19 protein-coding genes are annotated in these 20,626 nt (G+C 72.0%); 17 read left to right on the top strand and 2 right to left on the bottom strand.

What is annotated here, in order from left to right; all coding sequences use genetic code 11:
• Positions 1-91 precede the first annotated feature (91 nt).
• Positions 92-2,299: a ribonuclease R gene (gene rnr / locus MOJ79_RS09075; protein WP_241923857.1), complete on the top strand. Its 2,208-nt coding sequence runs from the start codon at positions 92-94 to the stop codon at positions 2,297-2,299.
• Positions 2,300-2,334: 35 nt separating this feature from the next.
• Here the strand turns inward: rnr and MOJ79_RS09070 are convergent, their stop codons facing one another.
• Together MOJ79_RS09070 and MOJ79_RS09065 are read right to left on the bottom strand one after the other, a co-directional pair.
• Positions 2,335-3,825 carry an NAD(P)H-hydrate dehydratase gene (locus tag MOJ79_RS09070; RefSeq protein WP_241923856.1) on the bottom strand — a complete coding sequence of 497 codons (1,491 nt, stop codon included), beginning with the start codon at positions 3,823-3,825 and terminating at the stop codon, positions 2,335-2,337.
• 89 nt (positions 3,826-3,914) lie between these two features.
• Entirely contained in the window at positions 3,915-5,246 is a 1,332-nt protein-coding gene (locus tag MOJ79_RS09065) for a D-amino acid dehydrogenase (RefSeq protein WP_241923855.1), read from the bottom strand.
• 281 nt (positions 5,247-5,527) lie between these two features.
• Between MOJ79_RS09065 and rpsB the strand changes: the two genes are divergently transcribed.
• The 16 genes from rpsB to MOJ79_RS08985 all read left to right on the top strand — a co-directional run bounded on the left by rpsB (position 5,528) and on the right by MOJ79_RS08985 (position 20,522).
• Positions 5,528-6,271, top strand: coding sequence for a 30S ribosomal protein S2 (gene rpsB, locus MOJ79_RS09060; RefSeq protein ID WP_119287130.1), 744 nt, complete (start codon positions 5,528-5,530; stop codon positions 6,269-6,271).
• Between the two features lie 95 nt (positions 6,272-6,366).
• Positions 6,367-7,263 (top strand): translation elongation factor Ts, encoded by an 897-nt coding sequence (tsf, locus tag MOJ79_RS09055; RefSeq protein WP_241923854.1) that lies wholly within the window; start codon positions 6,367-6,369, stop codon positions 7,261-7,263.
• A 60-nt stretch (positions 7,264-7,323) separates the two neighbouring features.
• Positions 7,324-8,034: a UMP kinase gene (gene pyrH, locus MOJ79_RS09050; RefSeq protein ID WP_119287135.1), complete on the top strand. Its 711-nt coding sequence runs from the start codon at positions 7,324-7,326 to the stop codon at positions 8,032-8,034.
• Between the two features lie 13 nt (positions 8,035-8,047).
• Positions 8,048-8,611, top strand: coding sequence for a ribosome recycling factor (gene frr / locus MOJ79_RS09045; RefSeq protein WP_119287137.1), 564 nt, complete (start codon positions 8,048-8,050; stop codon positions 8,609-8,611).
• A gap of 14 nt (positions 8,612-8,625) precedes the next feature.
• A complete protein-coding gene (uppS, locus tag MOJ79_RS09040) occupies positions 8,626-9,384 on the top strand; it encodes a polyprenyl diphosphate synthase (RefSeq protein WP_336606318.1) in 759 nt (252 codons plus the stop codon).
• The gene (locus MOJ79_RS09035) at positions 9,384-10,226 is read left to right on the top strand and encodes a phosphatidate cytidylyltransferase (RefSeq protein WP_241923853.1); all 843 of its coding nucleotides are present in this window, start codon (positions 9,384-9,386) and stop codon (positions 10,224-10,226) included. Before uppS ends, MOJ79_RS09035 begins: the two co-directional genes overlap by 1 nt.
• 37 nt (positions 10,227-10,263) lie before the next feature.
• Positions 10,264-11,451, top strand: coding sequence for a 1-deoxy-D-xylulose-5-phosphate reductoisomerase (gene ispC, locus MOJ79_RS09030; RefSeq protein WP_241923852.1), 1,188 nt, complete (start codon positions 10,264-10,266; stop codon positions 11,449-11,451).
• A complete protein-coding gene (gene rseP / locus MOJ79_RS09025; protein WP_241923851.1) occupies positions 11,448-12,815 on the top strand; it encodes an RIP metalloprotease RseP in 1,368 nt (455 codons plus the stop codon). The genes ispC and rseP overlap by 4 nt, the downstream gene beginning before the upstream one ends.
• A gap of 15 nt (positions 12,816-12,830) precedes the next feature.
• Positions 12,831-15,134, top strand: a complete 2,304-nt coding sequence (bamA, locus tag MOJ79_RS09020) for an outer membrane protein assembly factor BamA (protein ID WP_241923850.1) — start codon at positions 12,831-12,833, stop codon at positions 15,132-15,134.
• Positions 15,134-15,643 carry an OmpH family outer membrane protein gene (locus tag MOJ79_RS09015; RefSeq protein WP_119354589.1) on the top strand — a complete coding sequence of 170 codons (510 nt, stop codon included), beginning with the start codon at positions 15,134-15,136 and terminating at the stop codon, positions 15,641-15,643. Before bamA ends, MOJ79_RS09015 begins: the two co-directional genes overlap by 1 nt.
• A complete protein-coding gene (lpxD, locus tag MOJ79_RS09010; RefSeq protein WP_241923849.1) occupies positions 15,640-16,662 on the top strand; it encodes a UDP-3-O-(3-hydroxymyristoyl)glucosamine N-acyltransferase in 1,023 nt (340 codons plus the stop codon). Before MOJ79_RS09015 ends, lpxD begins: the two co-directional genes overlap by 4 nt.
• A gap of 33 nt (positions 16,663-16,695) precedes the next feature.
• Entirely contained in the window at positions 16,696-17,136 is a 441-nt protein-coding gene (gene fabZ / locus MOJ79_RS09005) for a 3-hydroxyacyl-ACP dehydratase FabZ (RefSeq protein ID WP_119287152.1), read from the top strand.
• A 7-nt stretch (positions 17,137-17,143) separates the two neighbouring features.
• Positions 17,144-17,932 (top strand): acyl-ACP--UDP-N-acetylglucosamine O-acyltransferase, encoded by a 789-nt coding sequence (gene lpxA, locus MOJ79_RS09000; RefSeq protein WP_241923848.1) that lies wholly within the window; start codon positions 17,144-17,146, stop codon positions 17,930-17,932.
• A 37-nt stretch (positions 17,933-17,969) separates the two neighbouring features.
• On the top strand, positions 17,970-19,082 hold the full coding sequence (gene lpxB, locus MOJ79_RS08995) for a lipid-A-disaccharide synthase (protein WP_241923879.1): 1,113 nt from the start codon (positions 17,970-17,972) through the stop codon (positions 19,080-19,082).
• Positions 19,054-19,746, top strand: coding sequence for a ribonuclease HII (gene rnhB / locus MOJ79_RS08990; protein WP_241923847.1), 693 nt, complete (start codon positions 19,054-19,056; stop codon positions 19,744-19,746). Before lpxB ends, rnhB begins: the two co-directional genes overlap by 29 nt.
• Positions 19,743-20,522 carry a TrmH family RNA methyltransferase gene (locus tag MOJ79_RS08985; protein ID WP_241923846.1) on the top strand — a complete coding sequence of 260 codons (780 nt, stop codon included), beginning with the start codon at positions 19,743-19,745 and terminating at the stop codon, positions 20,520-20,522. Before rnhB ends, MOJ79_RS08985 begins: the two co-directional genes overlap by 4 nt.
• Positions 20,523-20,626: the final 104 nt, after the last annotated feature.

Raw genomic sequence — 20,626 nt, 5'->3', positions numbered from 1 at the left:
CGCTGCGCGAGGCTGCGCGGCATCAAGAGAACGAAAGTTTAGCATCAAAAAAGATCCAACCACGAGCACCCTGGCCCCGGGTGCCGCGCTGATGAGCGAAGTCGAGGGCATCGTGCAGGGCCACCGTGATGGCCACGGCTTCGTCGTGCGCGACGATGGGCCCGACGTGTACCTGAGCCCGCAGGAGATGCGCGCCGTGCTGCACCGCGACCGCGTGCGCGTGCGCATCGTGCGCTACGACCGCAAGGGCCGCCCCGAGGGGCGCGTGCTCGACATCGTCGAGCGCCGCAAGGCGCCGATCATCGGGCGCCTGCTGCACGAAGGCGGCGTGTGGGTCGTCGCGCCCGAGGATCGTCGCTACGGCCAGGACATCCTGATCCCGAAGAACGCGATCGCCAACGCGCAGCCCGGGCAGGTGGTGGCGGTCGAGCTGACCGAGCCGCCGTCGATGTTCTCGCAGCCCGTGGGGCGCGTGACCGAGGTGCTCGGCGACATCGACGACCCCGGCATGGAGATCGAGATCGCGGTGCGCAAGTACGAAGTGCCGCACCGCTTCTCGCCCGAGGCGATCGCGCAGGCCGCGGCGCTGCCCGACAAGATCCGCCCCATCGACCGCCGCCACCGCATCGACCTCACCGACGTGCCGCTGGTGACGATCGACGGCGAGGACGCACGCGACTTCGACGACGCCGTCTACTGCGAACCGCACAAGAGCGGGCGCGGCAAGAGCGCGTTCAACGGCTGGCGGCTCGTCGTGGCCATCGCCGACGTGAGTCACTACGTCAAGCCCGGCGAGCCGCTGGACCGCGACGCCTACGAGCGCGCGACGTCGGTGTACTTCCCGCGCCGCGTGATCCCGATGCTGCCGGAAAAGCTCAGCAACGGCCTGTGCTCGCTCAATCCGCACGAGGACCGGCTGGCGATGGTGTGCGACATGCTGGTCGACACGGCCGGCGAGATCACCGCGTACCAGTTCTACCCGGCCGTGATCTGCTCGCACGCGCGGCTGACCTACACCGAGGTCGCGGCGATCCTCGCCAACACCAAGGGCCCGGAGGCGGCGCGCCGCGAGGCGCTGGTGCCGCACCTGCTGCACCTGCACGAGGTGTACCGCGCGCTGCTCAAGCACCGCGCCAAGCGCGGCGCGGTCGACTTCGAGACCACCGAGACGCAGATCGTCTGCGACGACAACGGCCGCATCGAGAAGATCGTGCCGCGCGTGCGCACCGAGGCGCACCGGCTGATCGAGGAGGCGATGCTCGCCGCCAACGTGTGCGCGGCCGACTTCATCGCGCGCGCCGAGCACCCGTCGCTGTACCGCGTCCACGAGGGGCCGACGCCCGAGAAGCGCGCGACGCTGCAGAACTACCTGCGCGCGCTGGGCATCGGTCTGGGGCTGAGCGAGGAGCCGACGCCGGGCGAGTTCCAGGCGATCGCCGCCGCCACGCGCGACCGTCCCGACGCCGCGCAGATCCACACGATGCTGCTGCGCTCGATGCAGCAGGCGATCTACAGCGGCATCAAGGGCAGCCACTTCGGGCTGGCGTACGAGGCCTACACGCACTTCACGAGCCCGATCCGGCGCTACCCGGACCTGCTGATCCACCGCGTGCTCAAGGCGCTGCTGCACGGCAAGCGCTACCACCTGTCGACCGGCGTCGTCGAAGACGCGCCCAAGCTGCGCCGCGGTGGCAAGGCGCCGAAGGCGTCGACGCAGGAGGCCGAACGCTGGGAGGCCGTCGGCGTGCACTGCAGCGCCAACGAGCGCCGCGCCGACGAGGCCTCGCGCGACGTCGAGGCGTGGCTCAAGTGCCGCTACATGCGCGACCGCCTGGGCGAGGAGTTCTCGGGCACCGTCAGTGCGGTGACCAGCTTCGGACTGTTCGTCACGCTCGACGCGCTGTATGTCGACGGGCTGGTCCACATCACCGAACTCGGCGGCGAGTACTTCCGCTTCGACGAGGCGCGCCAAGAGCTGCGCGGTGAGCGCACCGGCATCCGCTACGGCGTGGGCACGCGGGTGCGCGTGCAAGTCAGCCGCGTCGACCTCGACGGGCGCAAGATCGACTTCCGCCTCGTGCGCGAAGGCGAGGACGAGCGCTTGCTCGCGCGCGGGCGCGTGGCGTCCGAGCGCGGCGCCGTGCAGGCGCTGCACGAGGTGCGCGAGCGCGACCGCGCCGCGCGCGCCGGCGCGCGCAGCGCCCGCGCGGGCACGCGGGCCAAGGGCGCTGGCGGTGCTGCGGCCGGTTCCGCGAAGGGTCGCGGCGGCCGGTCGACCGCGGCGCGCAAGCGCCGCTAAGCGCTCGCGCGTCGCCGCGACGCGGCAGCAAGCCCTCAGGCGTCGAGCATCGCCTCGACCAGCATCCCGGCACGCAGCACCGTCGCGCTGCCGTGGCGGTCGGCAGCACGACCGTGGCGCGCGACGACATCGGCGCACTGTCGCTGCAGGGCCAAGAGGTCGGGCGCACCCTGCGCGGCCCAGCGGCCACCGAGCCAGCCGGCGAGCACGTCGCCGGTGCCGGCGGTGGCCAGCGCCGCGTTGCCGCTGCGGTTGACCCACGGCGGGCACGCCGGCGCGGCCGTCACGGTGCCCGATCCCTTGAGCACGACGACGGCCCCCTCGGCGTCGGCGAGCGCCTGGGCCGCGGCGAGCCGGTCGGCCTGCACGTCGGCCGCGCTGCGGCCGAGCAGGCGCCCGGCTTCGAGCGGATGCGGGGTCAGCACCGTGGCCGCGCCGCGGTCGCGGCGCGCGCGCAGCAGCGAGCGCAGCGACGCGTCGGCGGCGATCGCGTTGAGCGCGTCGGCGTCGAGCACGAGCCGCGGCGCCGCGCCCAGCAGCGTCGGCAGCGCGGCGCGCACGGCGTCCCCGCCGCCGCAGCCACAGACGACGGTGGCTGTGCGCAGCAGCGGCACGTGCTCGGTCCACACGCGCTCACGGCCCATCAGCTCGGGGTGCGCCGCATGCCATTGCGGCGCCGTCGCATCGAGCAGGCTGACGTAGACCCGCCCGGCGCCAGCGGCGAGCGCGGCGCGTGCCGCGAGCCACGCGGCGCCGACCATGCCCGCTGCACCGCCGACGACGACGACGTCGCCGAAGCTGCCCTTGTGCTGCGCGTGGCGGCGCGGTGGTGCGGGCCCGTCGTCGCCCGTGAGCCAGGCGGAGGGGGGCTCGGCGACGTCGGGCTCGTCGAGGTCGGCGAGCCAGACGCGACCGGCGAGGTCGCGTCCGTGCGCCGTGAACAGCCCCGGCTTGAGCGTCAGCATCGTCACGGTGTCGGTCGCGACGACGGCTGCACCGGGCGCGACGCCGCGGTCGGCGTCGAGGCCCGAGGGCAGGTCGACGGCCAGCCGCGGTGCCGCGACGCGGTTGAACGCGGCAATCGCCTGCGCGAGCGCACCCCCGGGCGCGCGCGACAGGCCGAGGCCCAGCAGCGCGTCGATCGCGAGGTCGCACGCCGGCGGCTCGGCCGGCGCACCGTCGGTGACGTCGGCGCCGGCGGCGAGCGCGCGCGCGAGTGCCTCGCCAGCGTCCGGCCCGAGGCGCGCGCGCTCGGCCACGAGGTGCACGTGCGCCTGCAACCCGGCGGCCTGCAGCCGTGCGGCGGCTTCCAGCCCGTCGGCGCCGTTGTTGCCGGGGCCGGCCATGATCCACACGCGCCGTGCGTGCGGCTGCAGCGCCAGCGCGAGCTTGGCCACCGCGAGTCCGGCGCGGCGCACGAGGGTGCCTGGTGGCACGCGCGCCAGGGCGGCGCGCTCGATGCGGCGTGTCGCGGCGGTGTCGAACAGCGGCCGCGAGGCGGGATCGGCGTCGATCAATCTGAGCATGGACGGCAGGCTACCGGAGGGGCAGCGCCCGCACAAGGCGAGACACGCGCCGACGCTGCGCGCGTGGCAGCCGGCGGTTCAGCGGCGACTCAAGCCGCCGGCTGGGCCGCTGCGGCGACGGCAGCACGCGCGGCGGCCCGGTAGCGCGTCAGGCCGAGCCCGTCGGTGTCGATCGCGCATTCGCGCCCGGCGATCAGGTCGGCAACGACGCGCGCACTGCCGCACGCCAGCGCCCAGCCGCTCGAGCCGTGGCCGGCATTGAGCCACACGCCGGGCAGGCCGCTCGCGCCGAGCAGCGGCGCGCCGTCGGGCATCATCGGTCGTGCGCCTTTCCAGCGTTGGGCCTGCGCGGTCTGCGCGGCACCGGGGAACCAGTCGTCGAGCACCTTGTGCAGCGTCGCGAAAGGCTGCGGGCGCAGCCGCTCGAGGCTGCCGCCGAGCTCTGCGCCGCCGGCCACCCGCACGCGCTGCCCGAGGCGGCTGATCGCCACCTTGAACGTCTCGTCCATCAGCGCCGCACGCGGGGCGCCCAGCGCCTGCGCATCGAGGTCACGCAACGGCGCCGTGATCGAGTAGCCGTAGACGGGCGCCATCGGCAGTCGGGCGCCGTGCGGTCGCAGCAACGGCAGCGTGCCCAGCGCCGAGCACAGCACGACGGCGTCGAAGTCGAGCGCATGCGGCGGTGCGGCGACGCCGTCTTGCGGCGCAACGCGTCGCAGCGTCAGCTGCGGGCGCGCGCCGGGCGTCACGGCCAGCACCTCGCAGCCGAAATGCCACTGCACGCCACGGCGCTGCGCGACCTGCTTGACGGCGTGCGCGAACTGGCGGCAGTTGCCGACGCCGTCGTCGGGCAGGTGGATGCCGCCCGCCAGCGGCGTGTCGCCATTCAAGCCGGGCTCGATGCGCCGGCAGCCGGCGGCATCGAGGCACTCGTGGCGGGCGCCGACCTCGCGCAGCAGGGCGAGACCGGGCTGCGCACGCTCGACGTCGCGCGGCGTGCGCAGCAGCACGAGGTAGCCGCGTGCACGCTCGTAGTCGAGCCCGAGTTCGTCGGTCAGCGCGTCGAGTCGTTCACGGCTGTAGGCGGCCAGCCGGTGCAGCCGGGCGCGGTTGACCGCGTAACGCGCGGGCGCGCACTCGCGCCACCACCGCCACAGCCAGCGGGCGAGGGCGGCGTCGGGCCAGCCAGCGAAACGCACCGCCGCGTGGCGGCCGAAGAGGTGACGCAGGACTTTGGCCGGCATGCCGGGCGCCGCCCACGGGGCGACGTAGCCGGGCGCGACGACGCCGGCGTTGGCGAAGCTGCCCTCGCTGGCGACGCTGGTGCGGCGCTCGAACACGGCGACCTCGTGGCCGTCGCGGGCGAGCTCGTACGCCGTCGTGACGCCGACGATGCCGGCGCCGATCACGGCCACGCGCATCAGCGTCTCCGCGTCGCGGTCGAAGCCCAATGGGCGGCGGCGGGGACGGTCGGAGTGTCGCGGCCGCAGGCGGGCCAAGCCGGAGTGCTATACTTCACAAGTTTGTCTGCGCAGCGTCGTGCTGTGGCGTGAGGGGGTCCGCCGAGGACCGCCGCCGCGTCGGTGCCGTGCAGGCGACGACTCGCGAATCCGGCGACCGACAGGTGTCGCAGCCCGCGTTACGAAGGTAACCAGAGGTTGCGATCAGCGTCGGATTCTAGACCCAACCTTCGGAGCCCCCAATGAACGTCAGCATGCGTGAAATGCTGGAAGCGGGTGTCCATTTCGGACACCAGACGCGCTTCTGGAACCCCAAGATGGCCCCCTACATCTATGGCCATCGCAACAAGATCCACATCATCAACCTCGAGAAGACGCAGCCTCTGTTCGAGGAAGCGTTGAAGTTCGTGCGCCAGCTCGCCGCGCGCCGGGGCACGATCCTGATGGTGGGCACCAAGCGCCAGGCGCGCGACGTGATCGCGCAGGAAGCGCAGCGCTGCGGGATGCCCTACGTCGACCAGCGCTGGCTCGGCGGCATGCTGACCAACTTCAAGACCGTCAAGGGGTCGCTGAAGAAGCTCAAGGACATGCAGGCCCAGGCCGAGGCCGGCACCGAGCAGATGACGAAGAAGGAAAGCCTGCTGTTCCAGCGCGAGCTCGACAAGCTGCTCAAGGACATCGGCGGCATCCAGGACATGAACGCGCTGCCCGACGCGCTGTTCGTCATCGACGTCGGCTACCACAAGATCGCGGTGGCCGAGGCGAAGAAGCTCGGCATCCCGGTGGTGGCGGTCGTCGACACCAACCATTCGCCCGAGGGCATCGACTACGTGATCCCGGGCAACGACGACTCGGCCAAGGCGGTCGCGCTGTATGCGCGCGCCGTGGCCGACGCCGTCCTCGAGGGCAAGGCGCAGGCGACCGCCGAGGTCGTGCAGGCCGTCGCCGGCGGCGACGAGTTCGTCGAGGTCAGCGAAGACGCCTGACGCCGCACGGGGCGCGCGCCCCGTGCGGCCGCACGGTACACCGATGCCGCGGGCCCGCGGGCCCGCGGCCTGCTTTTACTAGGGAGTCACTGGCAATGCCCGCAATCACTGCAAGCATGGTCGCCGAACTGCGCGCCAAGACCGACGCGCCGATGATGGAGTGCAAGAAGGCGCTGACCGAGGCCGACGGCGACATGGCCCGCGCCGAGGAGATCCTGCGCGTCAAGCTCGGCAACAAGGCCGGCAAGGCCGCCTCGCGAGTCACGGCCGAGGGCGTCGTCGCCGCGTCGGTGGCCGGCACGACCGGCGCACTGGTCGAGGTCAACTGCGAGACCGACTTCGTCTCGAAGAACGAGTCGTTCCTCGCGTTCGCGAAGGCCTGCGCCGATCTCGTCGCGCAGCACGCACCGGCCGACGTGGCTGCGCTCGCGGCGCTGCCGCTCGCGCAGGACGGCTTCGGCCCGACGGTCGAAGACGTGCGCAAGGGCCTGATCGGCAAGATCGGCGAGAACATGACGATCCGGCGCTTCAAGCGCTACGCCGGTGGCGGCAAGCTCGCGCACTACCTGCACGGCACGCGCATCGGCGTGATCGTCGAGTTCGACGGCGACGACGTCGCGGCCAAGGACGTCGCGATGCACGTCGCGGCGATGAAGCCGGCGGCGCTGTCGGCGGCCGACGTGCCGGCCGATCTCGTCGACAGGGAGCGCCGCATCGCCACCGAGAAGGCCGCCGAGTCGGGCAAGCCCGCCGAGATCGTCGCCAAGATGGTCGAAGGCGCGGTGCAGAAGTTCCTGAAGGAGGTCTCGCTGCTCGACCAGGTCTTCGTCAAGGCCGCCGACGGCAAGCAGACCGTCGGGCAGATGCTCAAGGACAAGAAGACGACGGTCAAGGGCTTCACGCTGTACGTCGTCGGCGAGGGCATCGAGAAGAGGACCGACGATTTCGCGGCCGAAGTCGCGGCGCAGGTCGCTGCGGCCAAGGGCCAGTAAGCCAGCGGTGAGGCGCGCCGCCCTACACTAGCGGGCGGCGTGACTCAGGGAACCCGGTCGATGGCGGCGTACAAGCGCATCCTGCTGAAGTTGTCGGGCGAGGCCCTGATGGGCGACGATGCCTATGGCATCAACCGCGCGACGATCGTGCGCATCGTGCGCGAGGTGCAGGACGTCACGCGGCTGGGCTGCGAGGTCGCCGTCGTGATCGGCGGCGGCAACATCTTCCGCGGCGTGGCCGGCGGCTCGGTCGGCATGGACCGCGCGACCGCCGACTACATGGGCATGCTCGCCACCGTCATGAACTCGCTGGCGCTCGCCGACACAATGCGCCAGGAGGGCATGACGGCGCGCGTGATGAGCGCGATCGCGATCGAACAGGTCGTCGAGCCCTACGTGCGGCCGAAGGCGCTGCAGTACCTCGAGGAGGGCAAGGTCGTCGTCTTCGCCGCCGGCACCGGCAACCCCTTCTTCACGACCGACACCGCTGCGGCGCTGCGTGGTGCCGAGATCGGCGCCGAAATCGTGCTCAAGGCGACGAAGGTCGACGGCGTCTACACCGCCGACCCGGCCAAGGACCCAGCCGCGACGCGCTACGCGCGCATCACCTTCGACGAGGCGATCGTGCGCAACCTGCAAGTGATGGATGCCACGGCCTTCGCGCTGTGCCGCGACCAGAAACTGCCGATCAAGGTGTTCTCGATCTTCAAGCCGGGCGCGCTCAGGCGCGTCGTGCTCGGCGAGGACGAGGGCACGCTGGTGCACGTGTGACGAGAGTGCTTCGATGACCACCCCCGCCGAAATCCGCAAGACGGCCGAGCAGAAGATGGCCAAGTCGCTCGACGCACTGCGCGCCGAGCTGCAGAAGATCCGCACCGGTCGCGCCCACCCGGGACTGCTCGACCAGGTGCACGTCGAGTACTACGGCTCGATGGTGCCGATCAGCCAGGTCGCCAACGTCAGCCTGCTCGACGCCCGCACGATCAGCGTGCAGCCCTGGGAGAAGGGCATGGGCGCGAAGATCGAGAAGGCGATCCGCGAGAGCGACCTCGGGCTGAACCCGTCGTCGCAGGGCGACCTGCTGCGCGTGCCGATGCCCCCGCTGACGGAGGAGCGCCGCCGCGAACTCACCAAGGTCGCGCGTCACGCCGGCGAGGAGGCGAAGGTGGCGGTGCGCAACCTGCGCCGCGATGCCAACGAGCACGCCAAGAAGCTGCTGAAGGACAAGGCGATCAGCGAGGACGAGGAGCGCCGCCTGCTCGACGAGATGCAGCGGCTGACCGATCGCATGGTCGCCGAGATCGACAAGCTGATCGCCGGCAAGGAAGCCGAGATCATGGCGGTCTGAGACGCGCTGCCGTCGTGACCGATCTCAGCACTGCTCCCGCCAACGCCGCGCTGGCGCGCGTGCCGCGGCACGTGGCGATCGTGATGGACGGCAACGGACGCTACGCGCGCCGCCGTCACCTGCCGCGCGTCTTCGGCCACAAGGCCGGCGTCGACACGATGGTGCGCGTCGTGCGTGCGGCGGCCGAGCGCGGCATCGAGTTCCTGACCGTGTTCGCCTTCTCGTCGGAGAACTGGAAGCGTCCCGACGAGGAGGTCGCCGGGCTGATGAACCTGGTGCTGTTCACGGTGCAGAACCATCTCGCCGACCTGCAGTGCGAGGGGGTTCGCGTGCGCGTCGTCGGCGACCGCAGCAACGTGTCGGACAAGGTGCGCGAGGCGATCGACCGCGCCGAGGCGCAGACCGCGCACAACCGGCGCATCACGCTGACGGTGGCGTTCAACTACGGCGGGCGCTGGGACGTCGTGCAGGCCTGCCGCCGCATCGCGGCCGCCGGCATCGACCCCGCGCACATCGACGAGGCGACGATCGCGCGCCACATGGCGCTCAGCCACGCGCCCGACCCCGACCTGTTCATCCGCACCGGCGGCGAGATGCGGCTGAGCAACTTCCTGCTGTGGCAGGCGGCCTATGCCGAGCTGTACTTCAGCGAGCGGCTGTGGCCCGAGTTCGACGCCGACGATCTCGACGCGGCGCTGCGCGAGTACGCCCGGCGTGAGCGGCGCTTCGGCATGGTCCAACCCGAGCCTTCCGAGCTGGTCGCCAACGCCTGATGCTCAAGCAGCGCATCGTCACCGCGGTGGTGCTGCTCGCGCTGCTCGTGCCGGCCCTGCTGGCCGACGATCCGCTGCCGTTCGCGGCGCTGACGCTGCTGCTGATCGCTGCGGCCGGCTGGGAGTGGGCGCGCCTGAACGGCGTCGGCGGCGCCCTGGCGCTGGCCAGCGGCGTGGCGGTGGCGGCCGCCTGCGGTGCGGCGGCGTCCCTCGGCTGGACCGAGAAGGCGCCAACCGCGCTGTGGCTGCTCGGCGCGCTGCTGTGGATCGTCGGGGGCACGCTCGCGCTGCGCGCCGGACCCACCGGCTGGCCGCACCTGCCGCGCGGGCTGCGGTGGGCGTTGGGCGTGTCCGCCGTGTGGCTCGCATGGCTCGCGCTGGCGCAGTCTCGCGCCGTGGGGCTGAACTTCGTGCTGTCGGTGCTGTGCCTGGTGTGGGTCGCCGACGTCGCGGCCTATTTCGGCGGACGTGCGTTCGGTCGCCGCAAGCTGGCACCGACGATCAGCCCCGGCAAGAGCTGGGAAGGCGTCTACAGCGGGGTCGCCGGCGTGCTGCTGCTGGCGTTCGGCTGGCTGTGGCTGGATCGCCACCTGCAGCTCGCGCCCAGCCTGTACACGCGGCTGCACGATGCCGGTGGCGTCGCCGCCGTCGTCGTTGGCAGCGCCGTGCTCACGGCGATGAGCGTCGTCGGCGACTTGGTCGAATCGCTCGTCAAGCGCGCGGCCGGTGCGAAGGACAGCAGCGGGCTGCTGCCCGGACACGGCGGCGTCCTCGACCGCGTCGACGCGCTGCTGCCGGTGTTCCCGATCGCCCTCGCCGGGCTGGGGCTGGTGCGCGCGTGAGGCGCCGCGCCACCGGCACTGACCGATACTGCGCGCGATGAACCCGCAACGGTTGTGCATCCTCGGGGCGACCGGCTCGATCGGGCGCAGCACGCTCGACGTCGTCGCGCGCCATCCGCAGCGCTACGAGGTGTTCGCGCTCAGCGCGCAGTCGCGCATCGACGACCTCGCGCAGCAGTGCGTTCGCTTCCGTCCCCGCCATGCCGTGGTCGCCGACGACGCCGGCGCGGCGCGCCTGCGCGAGGCACTGCGTGCGCACGGCGTCGCCACCGAGGTGCACGTGGGCGCGCGCGCGCTGTGCGAGCTGGCGGCGCACCCCGAAGTCGACGCCGTGATGGCCGCGATCGTCGGCGCGGCCGGGCTGCCGTCGTGCCTGGCCGCTGCGCGCGCCGGCAAGCGCCTGCTGCTGGCCAACAAGGAGGCGCTCGTCGTCGGCGGCGCGATGTTCATGGACGCGGTCCGCTCCGGCGGCGCGACGCTGCTGCCGATCGACAGCGAGCACTCGGCGATCTTCCAGTGCCTGCCCGAGGACCGCCGCCGCTGGCCCGAGACGATCGACCACATCGTGCTCACCGCCTCGGGCGGTCCGTTCCGCGCGCGCGACCCGGACAGCCTCGCCGACGTGACCCCCGACGAAGCCTGCGCGCACCCGAACTGGGTCATGGGGCGCAAGATTTCGGTCGACTCGGCGACGATGATGAACAAGGCGCTCGAGGTCATCGAAGCACGCTGGCTGTTCGGCCTCGCGCCCGAGCAGGTGCGCGTCGTCATCCACCCGCAGAGCATCGTCCACTCGATGGTCGTCTGCCGCGACCGCTCGGTGCTCGCGCAGCTGGGCACGCCCGACATGCGCGTGCCGATCGCCGTGGGGCTGGCGCACCCCGAGCGCATCGAGTGCGGCGCCGACCCGCTCGACTTCACGCGCCTCGGTGCGCTGACGTTCGAGGCGCCCGACGCGCGGCGCTTTCCGTCGCTGTTTCTCGCATGGGACGCGCTGCGCGGCCCCGAGGGCAGCACCGCGGTGCTCAACGCGGCCAACGAGGAGGCGGTGGCCGCCTTCCTCGCCGGCACGATCGCGTTTACCGACATCCACCGCATCAATGCCGACGTCGTCGCGCGCGTGCTGCCGGACCTGCCGGCCCGGCCCGGACTCGACGACGTGCTGGCGCTCGACGCGCGTGCGCGCAGCGCGGCGCGGCAGAAGGTGCAGGAGCGCGCGCGATGACGACCGTGCTCGCGTTCCTGCTGACGCTGGGCATCCTGATCGTGATCCACGAGTGGGGCCACTACCGCGCGGCGCGCGCCTGCGGGGTCAAGGTGCTGCGCTTCTCGGTCGGCTTCGGCCATGTGCTGTGGCGACGCCAGCGCACCCCCGACAGCACCGAGTTCGTCGTCAGCGCGCTGCCGCTCGGCGGCTACGTGCGCATGCTCGACGAACGCGAGGGGCCGGTGGCCCCCCACGAGCGCGACCTCGCGTTCAACCGCAAGCCGCTCGCGCAGCGCGCGTTCATCGTGGCGGCCGGGCCCGCGGCCAACCTCGTGCTCGCCGTCGTGCTGTACGCCGGCGCGCACTGGATCGGCGTCGACGAGCCGAAAGCCGTGCTGGCGACGCCACCGGCGGGCAGCGTCGCCGAGCGCGCCGGGCTGCGTGCCGGCGACTGGGTCGTCGAATGGTCGCCCGATGGTGAGGCATGGTCCCCGGTGCGCTCGCTGACCGACTTGCGCTGGCAGGTCACGCAGGCCACGCTGAGCGGTCGCGACCTGCAGTTGCGTGTGACCGATCGCGACGGCCGCGGCATGCGCGTGCTGCGGCTCGAACTGGCCGGCCTCGGTGCGCGCGAGGTCGACGCGACGCTGATGCGCCGCATCGGCCTGGGCACGGCGTTCAGCGAGGCGACGATGGGCGAAGTGCGCCCCGGCGGCCCGGCGGCACGCGCAGGGCTGCAGCCGGGCGACCGCGTGCTGCGTGTCGACGGCGTCGCGATCGCCGACGCGGCGGCACTGCGCGAGCGCATCGTCGCGGCCGTGCGCGACGGTCAGCCGGTGCCGATGACGTGGGAGGTCGAGCGCGCGGGCCGCGTGATCGAACTGACGGTCACGCCGCGCGTGGCCACCGAGGCGAAGCCGGCGGCCGGCCGCATCGACGCCTACATCGGCCCGCCGCCGCAGATGGTCAAGGTGCGCTACGGCCCGCTCGAGGGCATCGCCGAGGGCGTCACGCGGACCTGGGAGGTCTCGACGCTGACGCTGAAGATGCTCGGCAACATGCTGATCGGCGAGGCGTCGCTGAAGAACCTGTCGGGCCCGCTGACGATCGCCGACTACGCCGGGCAGTCGGTGACGCAGGGTCTGGCGTACTACCTTGGTTTCCTCGCGCTCGTCAGCGTCAGCCTGGGCGTGCTCAACCTGCTGCCGCTGCCGATGCTCGATGGCGGGCACCTCATGTATTATTTCTACGAGGGCGTGACCGGGCGTCCGGTCTCCGAGGCCTGGCTCGAGCGGCTGCAGCGTGCCGGCGCACTGATCCTGCTGCTGATGATGGCGCTCGCGTTGTCCAACGACGTGGCCCGCTTGCTCGGCCTGCACTGACTTCCCTTCTGCCCGATGCCTTTTCCGATTCCGATGGGCGTGCTGCGCCCGGTGGCTGCCTGTGTCGCGCTGGTGGCCGCCTCTGCCGTCGCGCCCGCGTGGGCCGTCGACCCGTTCGTGCTGAAGGACATCCGCGTCGAGGGCCTGCAGCGCACCGACCCCGGCACCGTGTTCGCGTCGCTGCCGTTTCGTGTCGGCGACACCTACGACGACGCCAAGGGGGCCGCGGCGCTGCGCGCGCTGTTCGCCACCGGCCTGTTCAGCGACGTGCGGCTCGAGATCGACGGTGACGTCGTCGTCGTCGTCGTCGAGGAGCGGCCGCTGATCTCGAGCGTGCGCTTCGTCGGCATGAAGGAGTTCGAGACCGACGTCATCACCCGTGCGCTGCGCGATGCCGGTATCGGCGAAGGGCTGCCGTTCGACCGCTCGCTCGTCGACCGCGCCGAGCAGGAGATCAAGCGCCAGTACCTCTCGCGCAGCCTGTACGCGGCCGAGGTCGTCACGACGGTCACGCCGGTCGAGCGCAACCGTGTCAACGTCACGTTCAACGTCGTCGAGGGTGGCGCGGCGCGCATCCGCGAGATCCGCATCGTCGGCAACACCGTGTTCCCCGAGCGCACGCTGCTGGGCCTGTTCGAGCAGACCACCGGTGGCTGGCTGACCTGGTACACCAAGAGCGACCGCTACTCGCGCGCCAAGCTCAACGCCGACCTCGAGACGCTGCGCGCGTACTACACCAACCGCGGCTACCTCGACTTCGCGGTCGAGTCGACGCAGGTCACGATCTCGCCCGACAAGACCGACATCTCGATCACGATCTCGATCCGCGAGGGGCAGCAGTTCTTCGTCACCGGCGTGCGGCTCGAGGGCGACTATCTCGGCAAGGACGACGAGTTCAAGTCGCTCGTGCGCGTCACGCCCGGGCAGCCCTACCGTGCGCAGGACGTCGCCGACACGCAGCGCCTCTTTGCCGAGCGCTTCGGCCTGTACGGCTACGCGTTCGCGCGCATCGAGCCACGCCCCGAGATCGACCGCAACACGGGCCGTGTCGTCGTCGTCTTTGTCGCGCAGCCGCAGCAGCGCGTCTACGTGCGCCGCATCAACGTCGCGGGCAACCTGCGCACGCGCGACGAGGTGATCCGCCGCGAGTTCCGCCAGTTCGAGTCGGCGTGGTACGACGGGGCGCGCATCAAGCTCTCGCGCGACCGCGTCGACCGGCTCGGCTTCTTCACCGAGGTCAGCGTCGACACCGAGGAGGTGCCCGGCGCACCCGACCAGGTCGACCTGACGGTCAAGGTCGTCGAAAAGCCCACCGGCAACCTGATGCTGGGTGCCGGCTATTCGAGCGCCGACAAGCTGTCGCTGACGGCGTCGATCAAGCAGGAGAACATCTTCGGCACCGGCAACTACCTCGGCTTCGAGGTCAACACGAGCCGCTTCAACCGCAACTTCGTGTTGTCGAGCGTCAACCCGTACTTCACGGCCGACGGGGTGTCGCGCGCGTTCGACGTGTTCTACCGCACCTCGCGTCCGACGAGCGCCTCGAGCAGCTCGTACAGCCTGGTCACGACGGGCGGCTCGATCCGCTTCGGCGTGCCGTTCTCCGAGTCCGACACCGTCTTCTTCGGTGTCGGGGTCGAGAGCACGCAGATCCGCGGCGGCACGTCGCTGCCGAACAGCTGGTACCTGTACCGCGAGGCCTACGGCGACACCAGCCTGACGATCCCGCTGACGGTGGGCTGGGCACGCGACGGCCGCGACAGCGCGCTGATCCCGACCACCGGCCGCTACACGCGCGTCAACCTCGAGTGGGGCGCGGCCGGCGACACGCGCTACGCACGCGTGAACCTGCAGGCTCAGCAGTACTTCGCGCTCGGCCCGCGCAACACACTCGGGCTGAATGCCGAACTGGGCTACGGGGTCTCGCTCGACGACCGCGCGTACCCGTTCTTCAAGAACTACTACGGCGGCGGCCTCGGGTCGGTGCGCGGCTTCGAGCAGGGCTCGCTCGGTCCGGTCGACGTCACCGGCACCTACACCGGCGGACCGAAGCGGCTGAACCTGAATGCCGAGTTCTACACGCCGATGCCCGGCTCGGGTGCGGACAAGACGCTGCGGCTGTTCGGCTTCGTCGACGCCGGCAACGTCTGGGGCGAGGACGAGAAGATCGAGCTGTCGTCGCTGCGCGCGTCGGTCGGTGTCGGCCTGAGCTGGCTGTCACCGGTCGGCCCGCTGAAGCTGAGCTACGGTGTGCCGGTGCGCAAAGAGCGCAACGATACAATTCAGAACTTCCAATTCCAGATCGGGACCGCGTTTTGATGGACACGAGGCAGTGGAAGTCGGTGCTGGCCGCGGTCGTGCTGCTGGCCGCCGGCGCGTTCGCGCAGGCGCAGGAGCTCAAGATCGGCTACGTCGACCTGCAGCGCGTGCTGCGCGACTCGCAGCCCGCGAAGGCCGCGCAGGCCAAGCTCGAAGCCGAGTTCAGCAAGCGCGAGAAGGACCTCGCCGACATGGCCGCCAAGCTCAAGGCGGCCTCCGAGCGCCTCGACCGTGATGCGCCGACGCTGGCCGAGAGCGAGCGCAACCGCCGCCAGCGTGAACTCGTCGAGCAGGATCGCGAGTTCCAGCGCAAGCGCCGCGAGTTCCAGGAGGATCTCGCGCAGCGCAAGAACGAGGAGCTGGCGCAGGTGCTCGACCGTGCCAACCGCGCCGTCAAGCAGATCTTCGACCAGGAGAAGTACGACCTCATCCTGCAGGAGGTCGTGTTCGCCGGCCCGCGCGTCGACATCACCCGGCGCGTGATCGACGCGCTGAACAACGGCAAGTGACCGCGGCGACGCTGGGTGAGATCGTCGCCGCGCTCGGCGGCGAGCTGACCGGCGATCCGCAGCAGTGCGTGACGCGCATCGGCCCGCTGGCCAGCGCCGATCGCTCGACGCTGAGCTTCCTTGCGAACCCGCGCTACCGCGCGCAGCTCGCCTCGACGCAGGCCGGCTGCGTGATCGTCAGCCCCGAAGTGCGTGGCGAGGCACGCACCGCGACGATCGCCACCGCCGATCCTTACCTGTACTTCGCGCGCCTGACGCAGTGGTGGGCTCGGCGCACGCGCGTGCCGGCTGCGGCGGGCGTGCATCCGACCGCCGTCGTCGAAGAGGGTGCCCAGGTGCACCCCGACGCGTCGGTCGGCGCGCTGGCCTTCGTCGGGCGCGGCGCACGCGTCGAGGCGGGCGCGGTCGTCGGCGCGCAGTGCCACGTCGGGGCCGGCGCGGTCATCGGCGAGGGCACGCGGCTCGCGCCGCGGGTCGTCGTCGGCGAGGGCTGCCGCCTCGGCGCACGCTGCATCGTGCAGCCCGGCGCGGTCATCGGTGGCGACGGCTTCGGCTTCGCGCCCCACGAAGGGCGGTGGGAGAAGATCGAGCAGCTCGGCGCGGTGCGCATCGGCGACGACGTCGAGATCGGCGCCAACACCTGCATCGACCGCGGCGCGCTCGACGACACCGTCATCGAGGACGGCGTCAAGCTCGACAACCTGATCCAGATCGCGCACAACGTGCGCATCGGCGCGCACACTGCGATGGCCGGCTGTGTCGGCATCGCCGGCAGCGCGACGATCGGTGCGCACTGCACGATCGGCGGCGCGGCGATGATTGCCGGCCACCTCGAGATCGCCGACCACGTGCACGTCTCGGCCGGCAGTTTCGTCAGCCGCTCGATCCGCCAGCCGGGTCACTACACCGGCGTGTTTCCGCTCGACGACAATGCGTCCTGGGAGAAGAACGCGGCGACGCTGCGGCAGCTGCACCGGCTGCGCGAGCGCGTGCGTGAGCTCGAGAAGAAGACCGGCTGACGCCGCGTCGCGACACACTGCCGGCCCACCACCATGATGGACATCCACGAGATCCTCAAGAGACTGCCGCACCGCTATCCGTTCGTGATGGTCGACCGCGTGCTCGAGGTCGAGCATGGCAAGCGGCTGCTCGCGCTGAAGAACGTCTCGATCAACGAGCCGTACTTCGTCGGCCACTTCCCGTCGCGGCCGGTGATGCCCGGTGTGCTGATGCTCGAGGCGCTCGCGCAGGCCAGCGCGCTGCTGTCGTTCGACAGTGCCGGCATCGTCGTCGACGAGAAGACGCTGTTCTACTTCGCCGGCATCGACGGTGCGCGCTTCAAGCGCGTCGTCGAGCCCGGCGACCAGCTCCTGCTCGACGTGACGCTGCTGCGCGCGCGCCAGGGCATCTTCAAGTACGCGGCGCAGGCGCGCGTCGGCGACGAGGTGGCCGTCGAGGCCGAGCTGATGTGCACGGTGCGCCGCTCGGAGTGAGTGCGGCGTGGCGCGCATCCACCCCACCGCGATCGTCGATCCGCACGCCGAGCTCGACGCGTCGGTCGAGGTCGGTGCCTACACGCTGATCGGCCCGCACGTGCGCATCGGTGCCGACACCACCGTCGGGCCGCATTGCGTGATCGAGGGCCGCACGACGATCGGCCGCGGCAACCGCATCTTCCAGTTCTGCTCGCTCGGCGCGGCACCGCAGGACAAGAAGTACGCCGGCGAGCCGACCGAACTCGTGATCGGCGACGGCAACACGATCCGCGAGTTCTGCACCTTCAACGTCGGCACCGCGCAGGACGCGGGCGTCACGCGGCTGGGCGACGACAACTGGGTCATGGCCTACGTGCACCTGGCGCACGACTGCCAGGTCGGCAGCCACACGATCCTGGCCAACAATGCGACGCTCGCGGGCCACGTGCACGTCGGCGACTGGGCCATCGTCGGCGGCCTGACCGGCGTGCACCAGTTCTGCAAGATCGGCGCGCACGTGATGGTCGGCTTCGGCAGCGCGGTGTCGCAGGACGTGCCGCCGTTCATGCTCGTCGACGGCAACCCGCTCGCGGTGCGTGGCTTCAACGCCGAGGGCCTGCGCCGGCGCGGCTTCGGCCCCGAGCGCATCGGCGTCGTCAAGCAGATGCACCGGCTGCTGTACCGGCAGGCGCTGACGCTCGAACAGGCGCGCGAGCGCATCGCCGCGCTCGCCACCGAGGTGCCCGCGGCGGCCGACGACGTCGCACTGATGCTGGACTTCCTCGCGCGCGCGACGCGCGGCATCGCGCGCTGAGCGTCCTGTGACGGCGACCGCGTCGCCCCGGCTCGGCATGGTCGCCGGCGAGGCCTCGGGCGACCTGCTCGCGTCGCATCTGCTGGCGGCGCTGAGGGCCCGCTGGCCGAACCTGCGCGCCGCCGGCATCGGCGGGCCGCAAATGGCCGCACAGGGCTTCGACGCCTGGTGGCCGAGCGAGCGGCTCGCGGTGCACGGCTATGTGGAGGCGCTGCGCCACTACCGCGCGCTGTCGGCGATCCGGCGTGCGCTCGGCGACCGGCTGCTCGCCGAGCGGCCCGACCTGTTCGTCGGCGTCGACGCGCCCGACTTCAACCTCGGCCTCGAGGCGCGCCTGAAGGCGGGCGGCATCCGCACCGTGCACTTCGTCTGCCCGTCGATCTGGGCCTGGCGCGGCGGCCGCGCCGCGAAGATCGCCGCCAGCGCCGACCACGTGCTGTGCCTGTTCCCGTTCGAGCCGGCGCTGCTTGCGCGCCACGGCGTCGCGGCGACCTACGTCGGCCACCCGCTGGCCGACGTGATCCCGCTCGAGCCGCCGCGCGCCGCGGCGCGCGCGGCGCTCGGGCTCGCCGAGACCGACACCGTCGTCGCACTGCTGCCCGGCAGCCGCACCGGCGAGGTCACGCACCTGGGCCCGCGCTTCCTCGCCGCGGCGGCGCGGCTGCACCGGCAGCGCCCGCACCTGCGCTTCGTGCTGCCGGCCGCGCCCGGGCAGCGCGAGCGACTGCAGGCGATGGTGGCCCGCCACGACGTGCCGGTGATGCTGCTCGACGGCCGCTCGCACGAGGCGCTGGCCGCCTGTGACGTCACGCTGATCGCCAGCGGCACCGCGACGCTCGAGGCGGCGCTGTTCAAGCGGCCGATGGTCGTCGCCTACCACATGAACGAGCTGAGCTGGCAGATCATGAGTCGCATGCGCTACCAGCCCTGGGTCGCGCTGCCGAACATCCTCAGCCAGGACTTCGTCGTGCCCGAACTGCTGCAGCGCGCAGCCGCACCCGCCGCGCTCGCGCACGAAGTCGGCCGCTGGCTCGACGACGCGGCGCGCGTGCAGGCGCTGCACGCGCGCTTCACCGACTTGCACCTGCAACTGCGGCGCGACACCGCGCGCGCGGCCACCGATGCCATCGCGACGCTCCTCGGCTGCTGAACGGCGCGCGGCGACGCTGCCGCGCCGCTGGCGCGCGCTGCTCGCGCGGCAGGACTGCCTCGACCTGGTGGCCGGCGTCGACGAGGCGGGGCGCGGGCCGCTTGCCGGCCCCGTCGTCGCCGCCGCCGTGATCCTCGACGAACTGCAGCCGATCGCCGGGCTGGCCGACTCCAAGCGCCTCGGGCCGGTGACGCGCGAGCGCCTGTTCGACGAAATCCGCGCGAAGGCGCTGGCGTGCTGCATCGCCGAGGCCAGCGTTGACGAGATCGACCGGCTGAATATCCTCAACGCGACGCTGCTCGCGATGCAGCGCGCCGTGCAGGGGCTGCGGCTGCTGCCACGGCGCGTGCTTGTCGACGGCAACCGCACGCCGGCGCTGGCGATGCCGGCGCAGGCGGTGGTCAAGGGCGACGCGACGGTGGCCGCGATCTCGGCGGCGTCAATCCTCGCCAAGGTGCACCGCGACCGGCTGTGCCTGGCCCTCGACGCGGCGCACCCGCAGTACGGCTTTGCGGTGCACAAGGGCTACCCGACGCCCGAGCATCTGGCGGCACTGCGTGCGCACGGTGCGTCGCCGGTGCACCGGCGCAGTTTCGCGCCGGTGCGCGCCGTGTGCGGCGGCCCGCTGCTCGCGCTCGCGGGCGGCGACGGCGCGACGACATGAGCGAACCCGTCGTCATCACGTCGCGCGACAACCCGCTGCTCGTCAAGCTGCGGCGGCTGGCGCGCGAGCCCGCCGCGACGCGCAAGCTCGGCGCGGTCTGGCTCGAGGGCGAGCACCTGTGCCGCGCGGCGCTGGCGCGCGGCGTGCGGCCGCGCGCCGCGGTGCTGAGCGCAAGCGCTGCGCGCGAGCCGGCCTGGGCCGCGCTCGCGCGTGCGGCCGCGCGCGTGCACGTCGTCGACGACGCCCTGTGGAAGGGTCTGAGCACGCTCGAATCGCCGGCGCCGCTGGGCTTCGTACTCGACCTGCCGGTTCCCCCAGCGCTGCAACCCGACGCGCCCACCGTCGTGCTCGACCGCGTGCAGGATGCGGGCAACGTCGGCTCGATCCTGCGCAGCGCGGCAGCGCTGGGTTTCGTGCAGATCGTCGCGCTCGCCGGCACCGCCGGCCTGTGGACGCCGAAGGTGCTGCGCGCCGCGATGGGCGCGCACTTCGCGCTGCGTCTGCTCGACGCACAGCCGCCGCACACGCTGGAGGCGTTGCGCGTGCCGCTGCTGGCGACGAGTTCGCACGACGGCGTCGCGCTGCCGGGAGCGGCGCTGCCGTGGCCGTGCGCGTGGGTGTTCGGCCACGAAGGGCAGGGCGTGCAGCCGGCGCTGCTGGCGCGCGCAGCCATGGCGCTGCGCATCCCGCAGCCCGGCGGCGAGGAGTCGCTCAACGTCGCGGCGGCCGCGGCGATCTGCCTGTACGAGTCGCTGCGCGCGCGCGCGCTCGGCTGAGCCGCGGCGGCCGGCGTCGGCCGCAGCGCACGCACACGTCTGTCACGCGTCGGTTACGCATCGGCGGCACCGCGTTAAGGATTCCCTCATCCGGCAGCGCGATG

Source organism: Calidifontimicrobium sp. SYSU G02091, assembly GCF_022631395.1.
In the GTDB taxonomy this organism is placed as follows: Bacteria; Pseudomonadota; Gammaproteobacteria; order Burkholderiales; family Burkholderiaceae_C; genus Calidifontimicrobium; species Calidifontimicrobium sediminis.
The sequence above is the reverse complement of the archived record's forward strand: the minus strand, read 5'-3'. Positions and strand labels throughout refer to the sequence as shown.

Excerpts from the sequence above, each read along its gene's own strand:
- MOJ79_RS09035 (WP_241923853.1), top strand. The coding sequence starts at position 9,384 with ATGCTCAAGCAGCGCATCGTCACCGCGGTGGTGCTGCTCGCGCTGCTC.
- tsf (WP_241923854.1), top strand. The coding sequence starts at position 6,367 with ATGCCCGCAATCACTGCAAGCATGGTCGCCGAACTGCGCGCCAAGACC.
- frr (WP_119287137.1), top strand. The coding sequence starts at position 8,048 with ATGACCACCCCCGCCGAAATCCGCAAGACGGCCGAGCAGAAGATGGCC.
- ispC (WP_241923852.1), top strand. The coding sequence starts at position 10,264 with ATGAACCCGCAACGGTTGTGCATCCTCGGGGCGACCGGCTCGATCGGG.
- bamA (WP_241923850.1), top strand. The coding sequence starts at position 12,831 with ATGCCTTTTCCGATTCCGATGGGCGTGCTGCGCCCGGTGGCTGCCTGT.
- rseP (WP_241923851.1), top strand. The coding sequence starts at position 11,448 with ATGACGACCGTGCTCGCGTTCCTGCTGACGCTGGGCATCCTGATCGTG.
- MOJ79_RS09065 (WP_241923855.1), bottom strand. The coding sequence starts at position 5,246 with ATGCGCGTGGCCGTGATCGGCGCCGGCATCGTCGGCGTCACGACGGCG.
- lpxB (WP_241923879.1), top strand. The coding sequence starts at position 17,970 with ATGGTCGCCGGCGAGGCCTCGGGCGACCTGCTCGCGTCGCATCTGCTG.
- rnhB (WP_241923847.1), top strand. The coding sequence starts at position 19,054 with ATGCCATCGCGACGCTCCTCGGCTGCTGAACGGCGCGCGGCGACGCTG.
- pyrH (WP_119287135.1), top strand. The coding sequence starts at position 7,324 with ATGGCGGCGTACAAGCGCATCCTGCTGAAGTTGTCGGGCGAGGCCCTG.
- rnr (WP_241923857.1), top strand. The coding sequence starts at position 92 with ATGAGCGAAGTCGAGGGCATCGTGCAGGGCCACCGTGATGGCCACGGC.
- MOJ79_RS09015 (WP_119354589.1), top strand. The coding sequence starts at position 15,134 with ATGGACACGAGGCAGTGGAAGTCGGTGCTGGCCGCGGTCGTGCTGCTG.
- rpsB (WP_119287130.1), top strand. The coding sequence starts at position 5,528 with ATGAACGTCAGCATGCGTGAAATGCTGGAAGCGGGTGTCCATTTCGGA.
- MOJ79_RS08985 (WP_241923846.1), top strand. The coding sequence starts at position 19,743 with ATGAGCGAACCCGTCGTCATCACGTCGCGCGACAACCCGCTGCTCGTC.
- MOJ79_RS09070 (WP_241923856.1), bottom strand. The coding sequence starts at position 3,825 with ATGCTCAGATTGATCGACGCCGATCCCGCCTCGCGGCCGCTGTTCGAC.
- fabZ (WP_119287152.1), top strand. The coding sequence starts at position 16,696 with ATGATGGACATCCACGAGATCCTCAAGAGACTGCCGCACCGCTATCCG.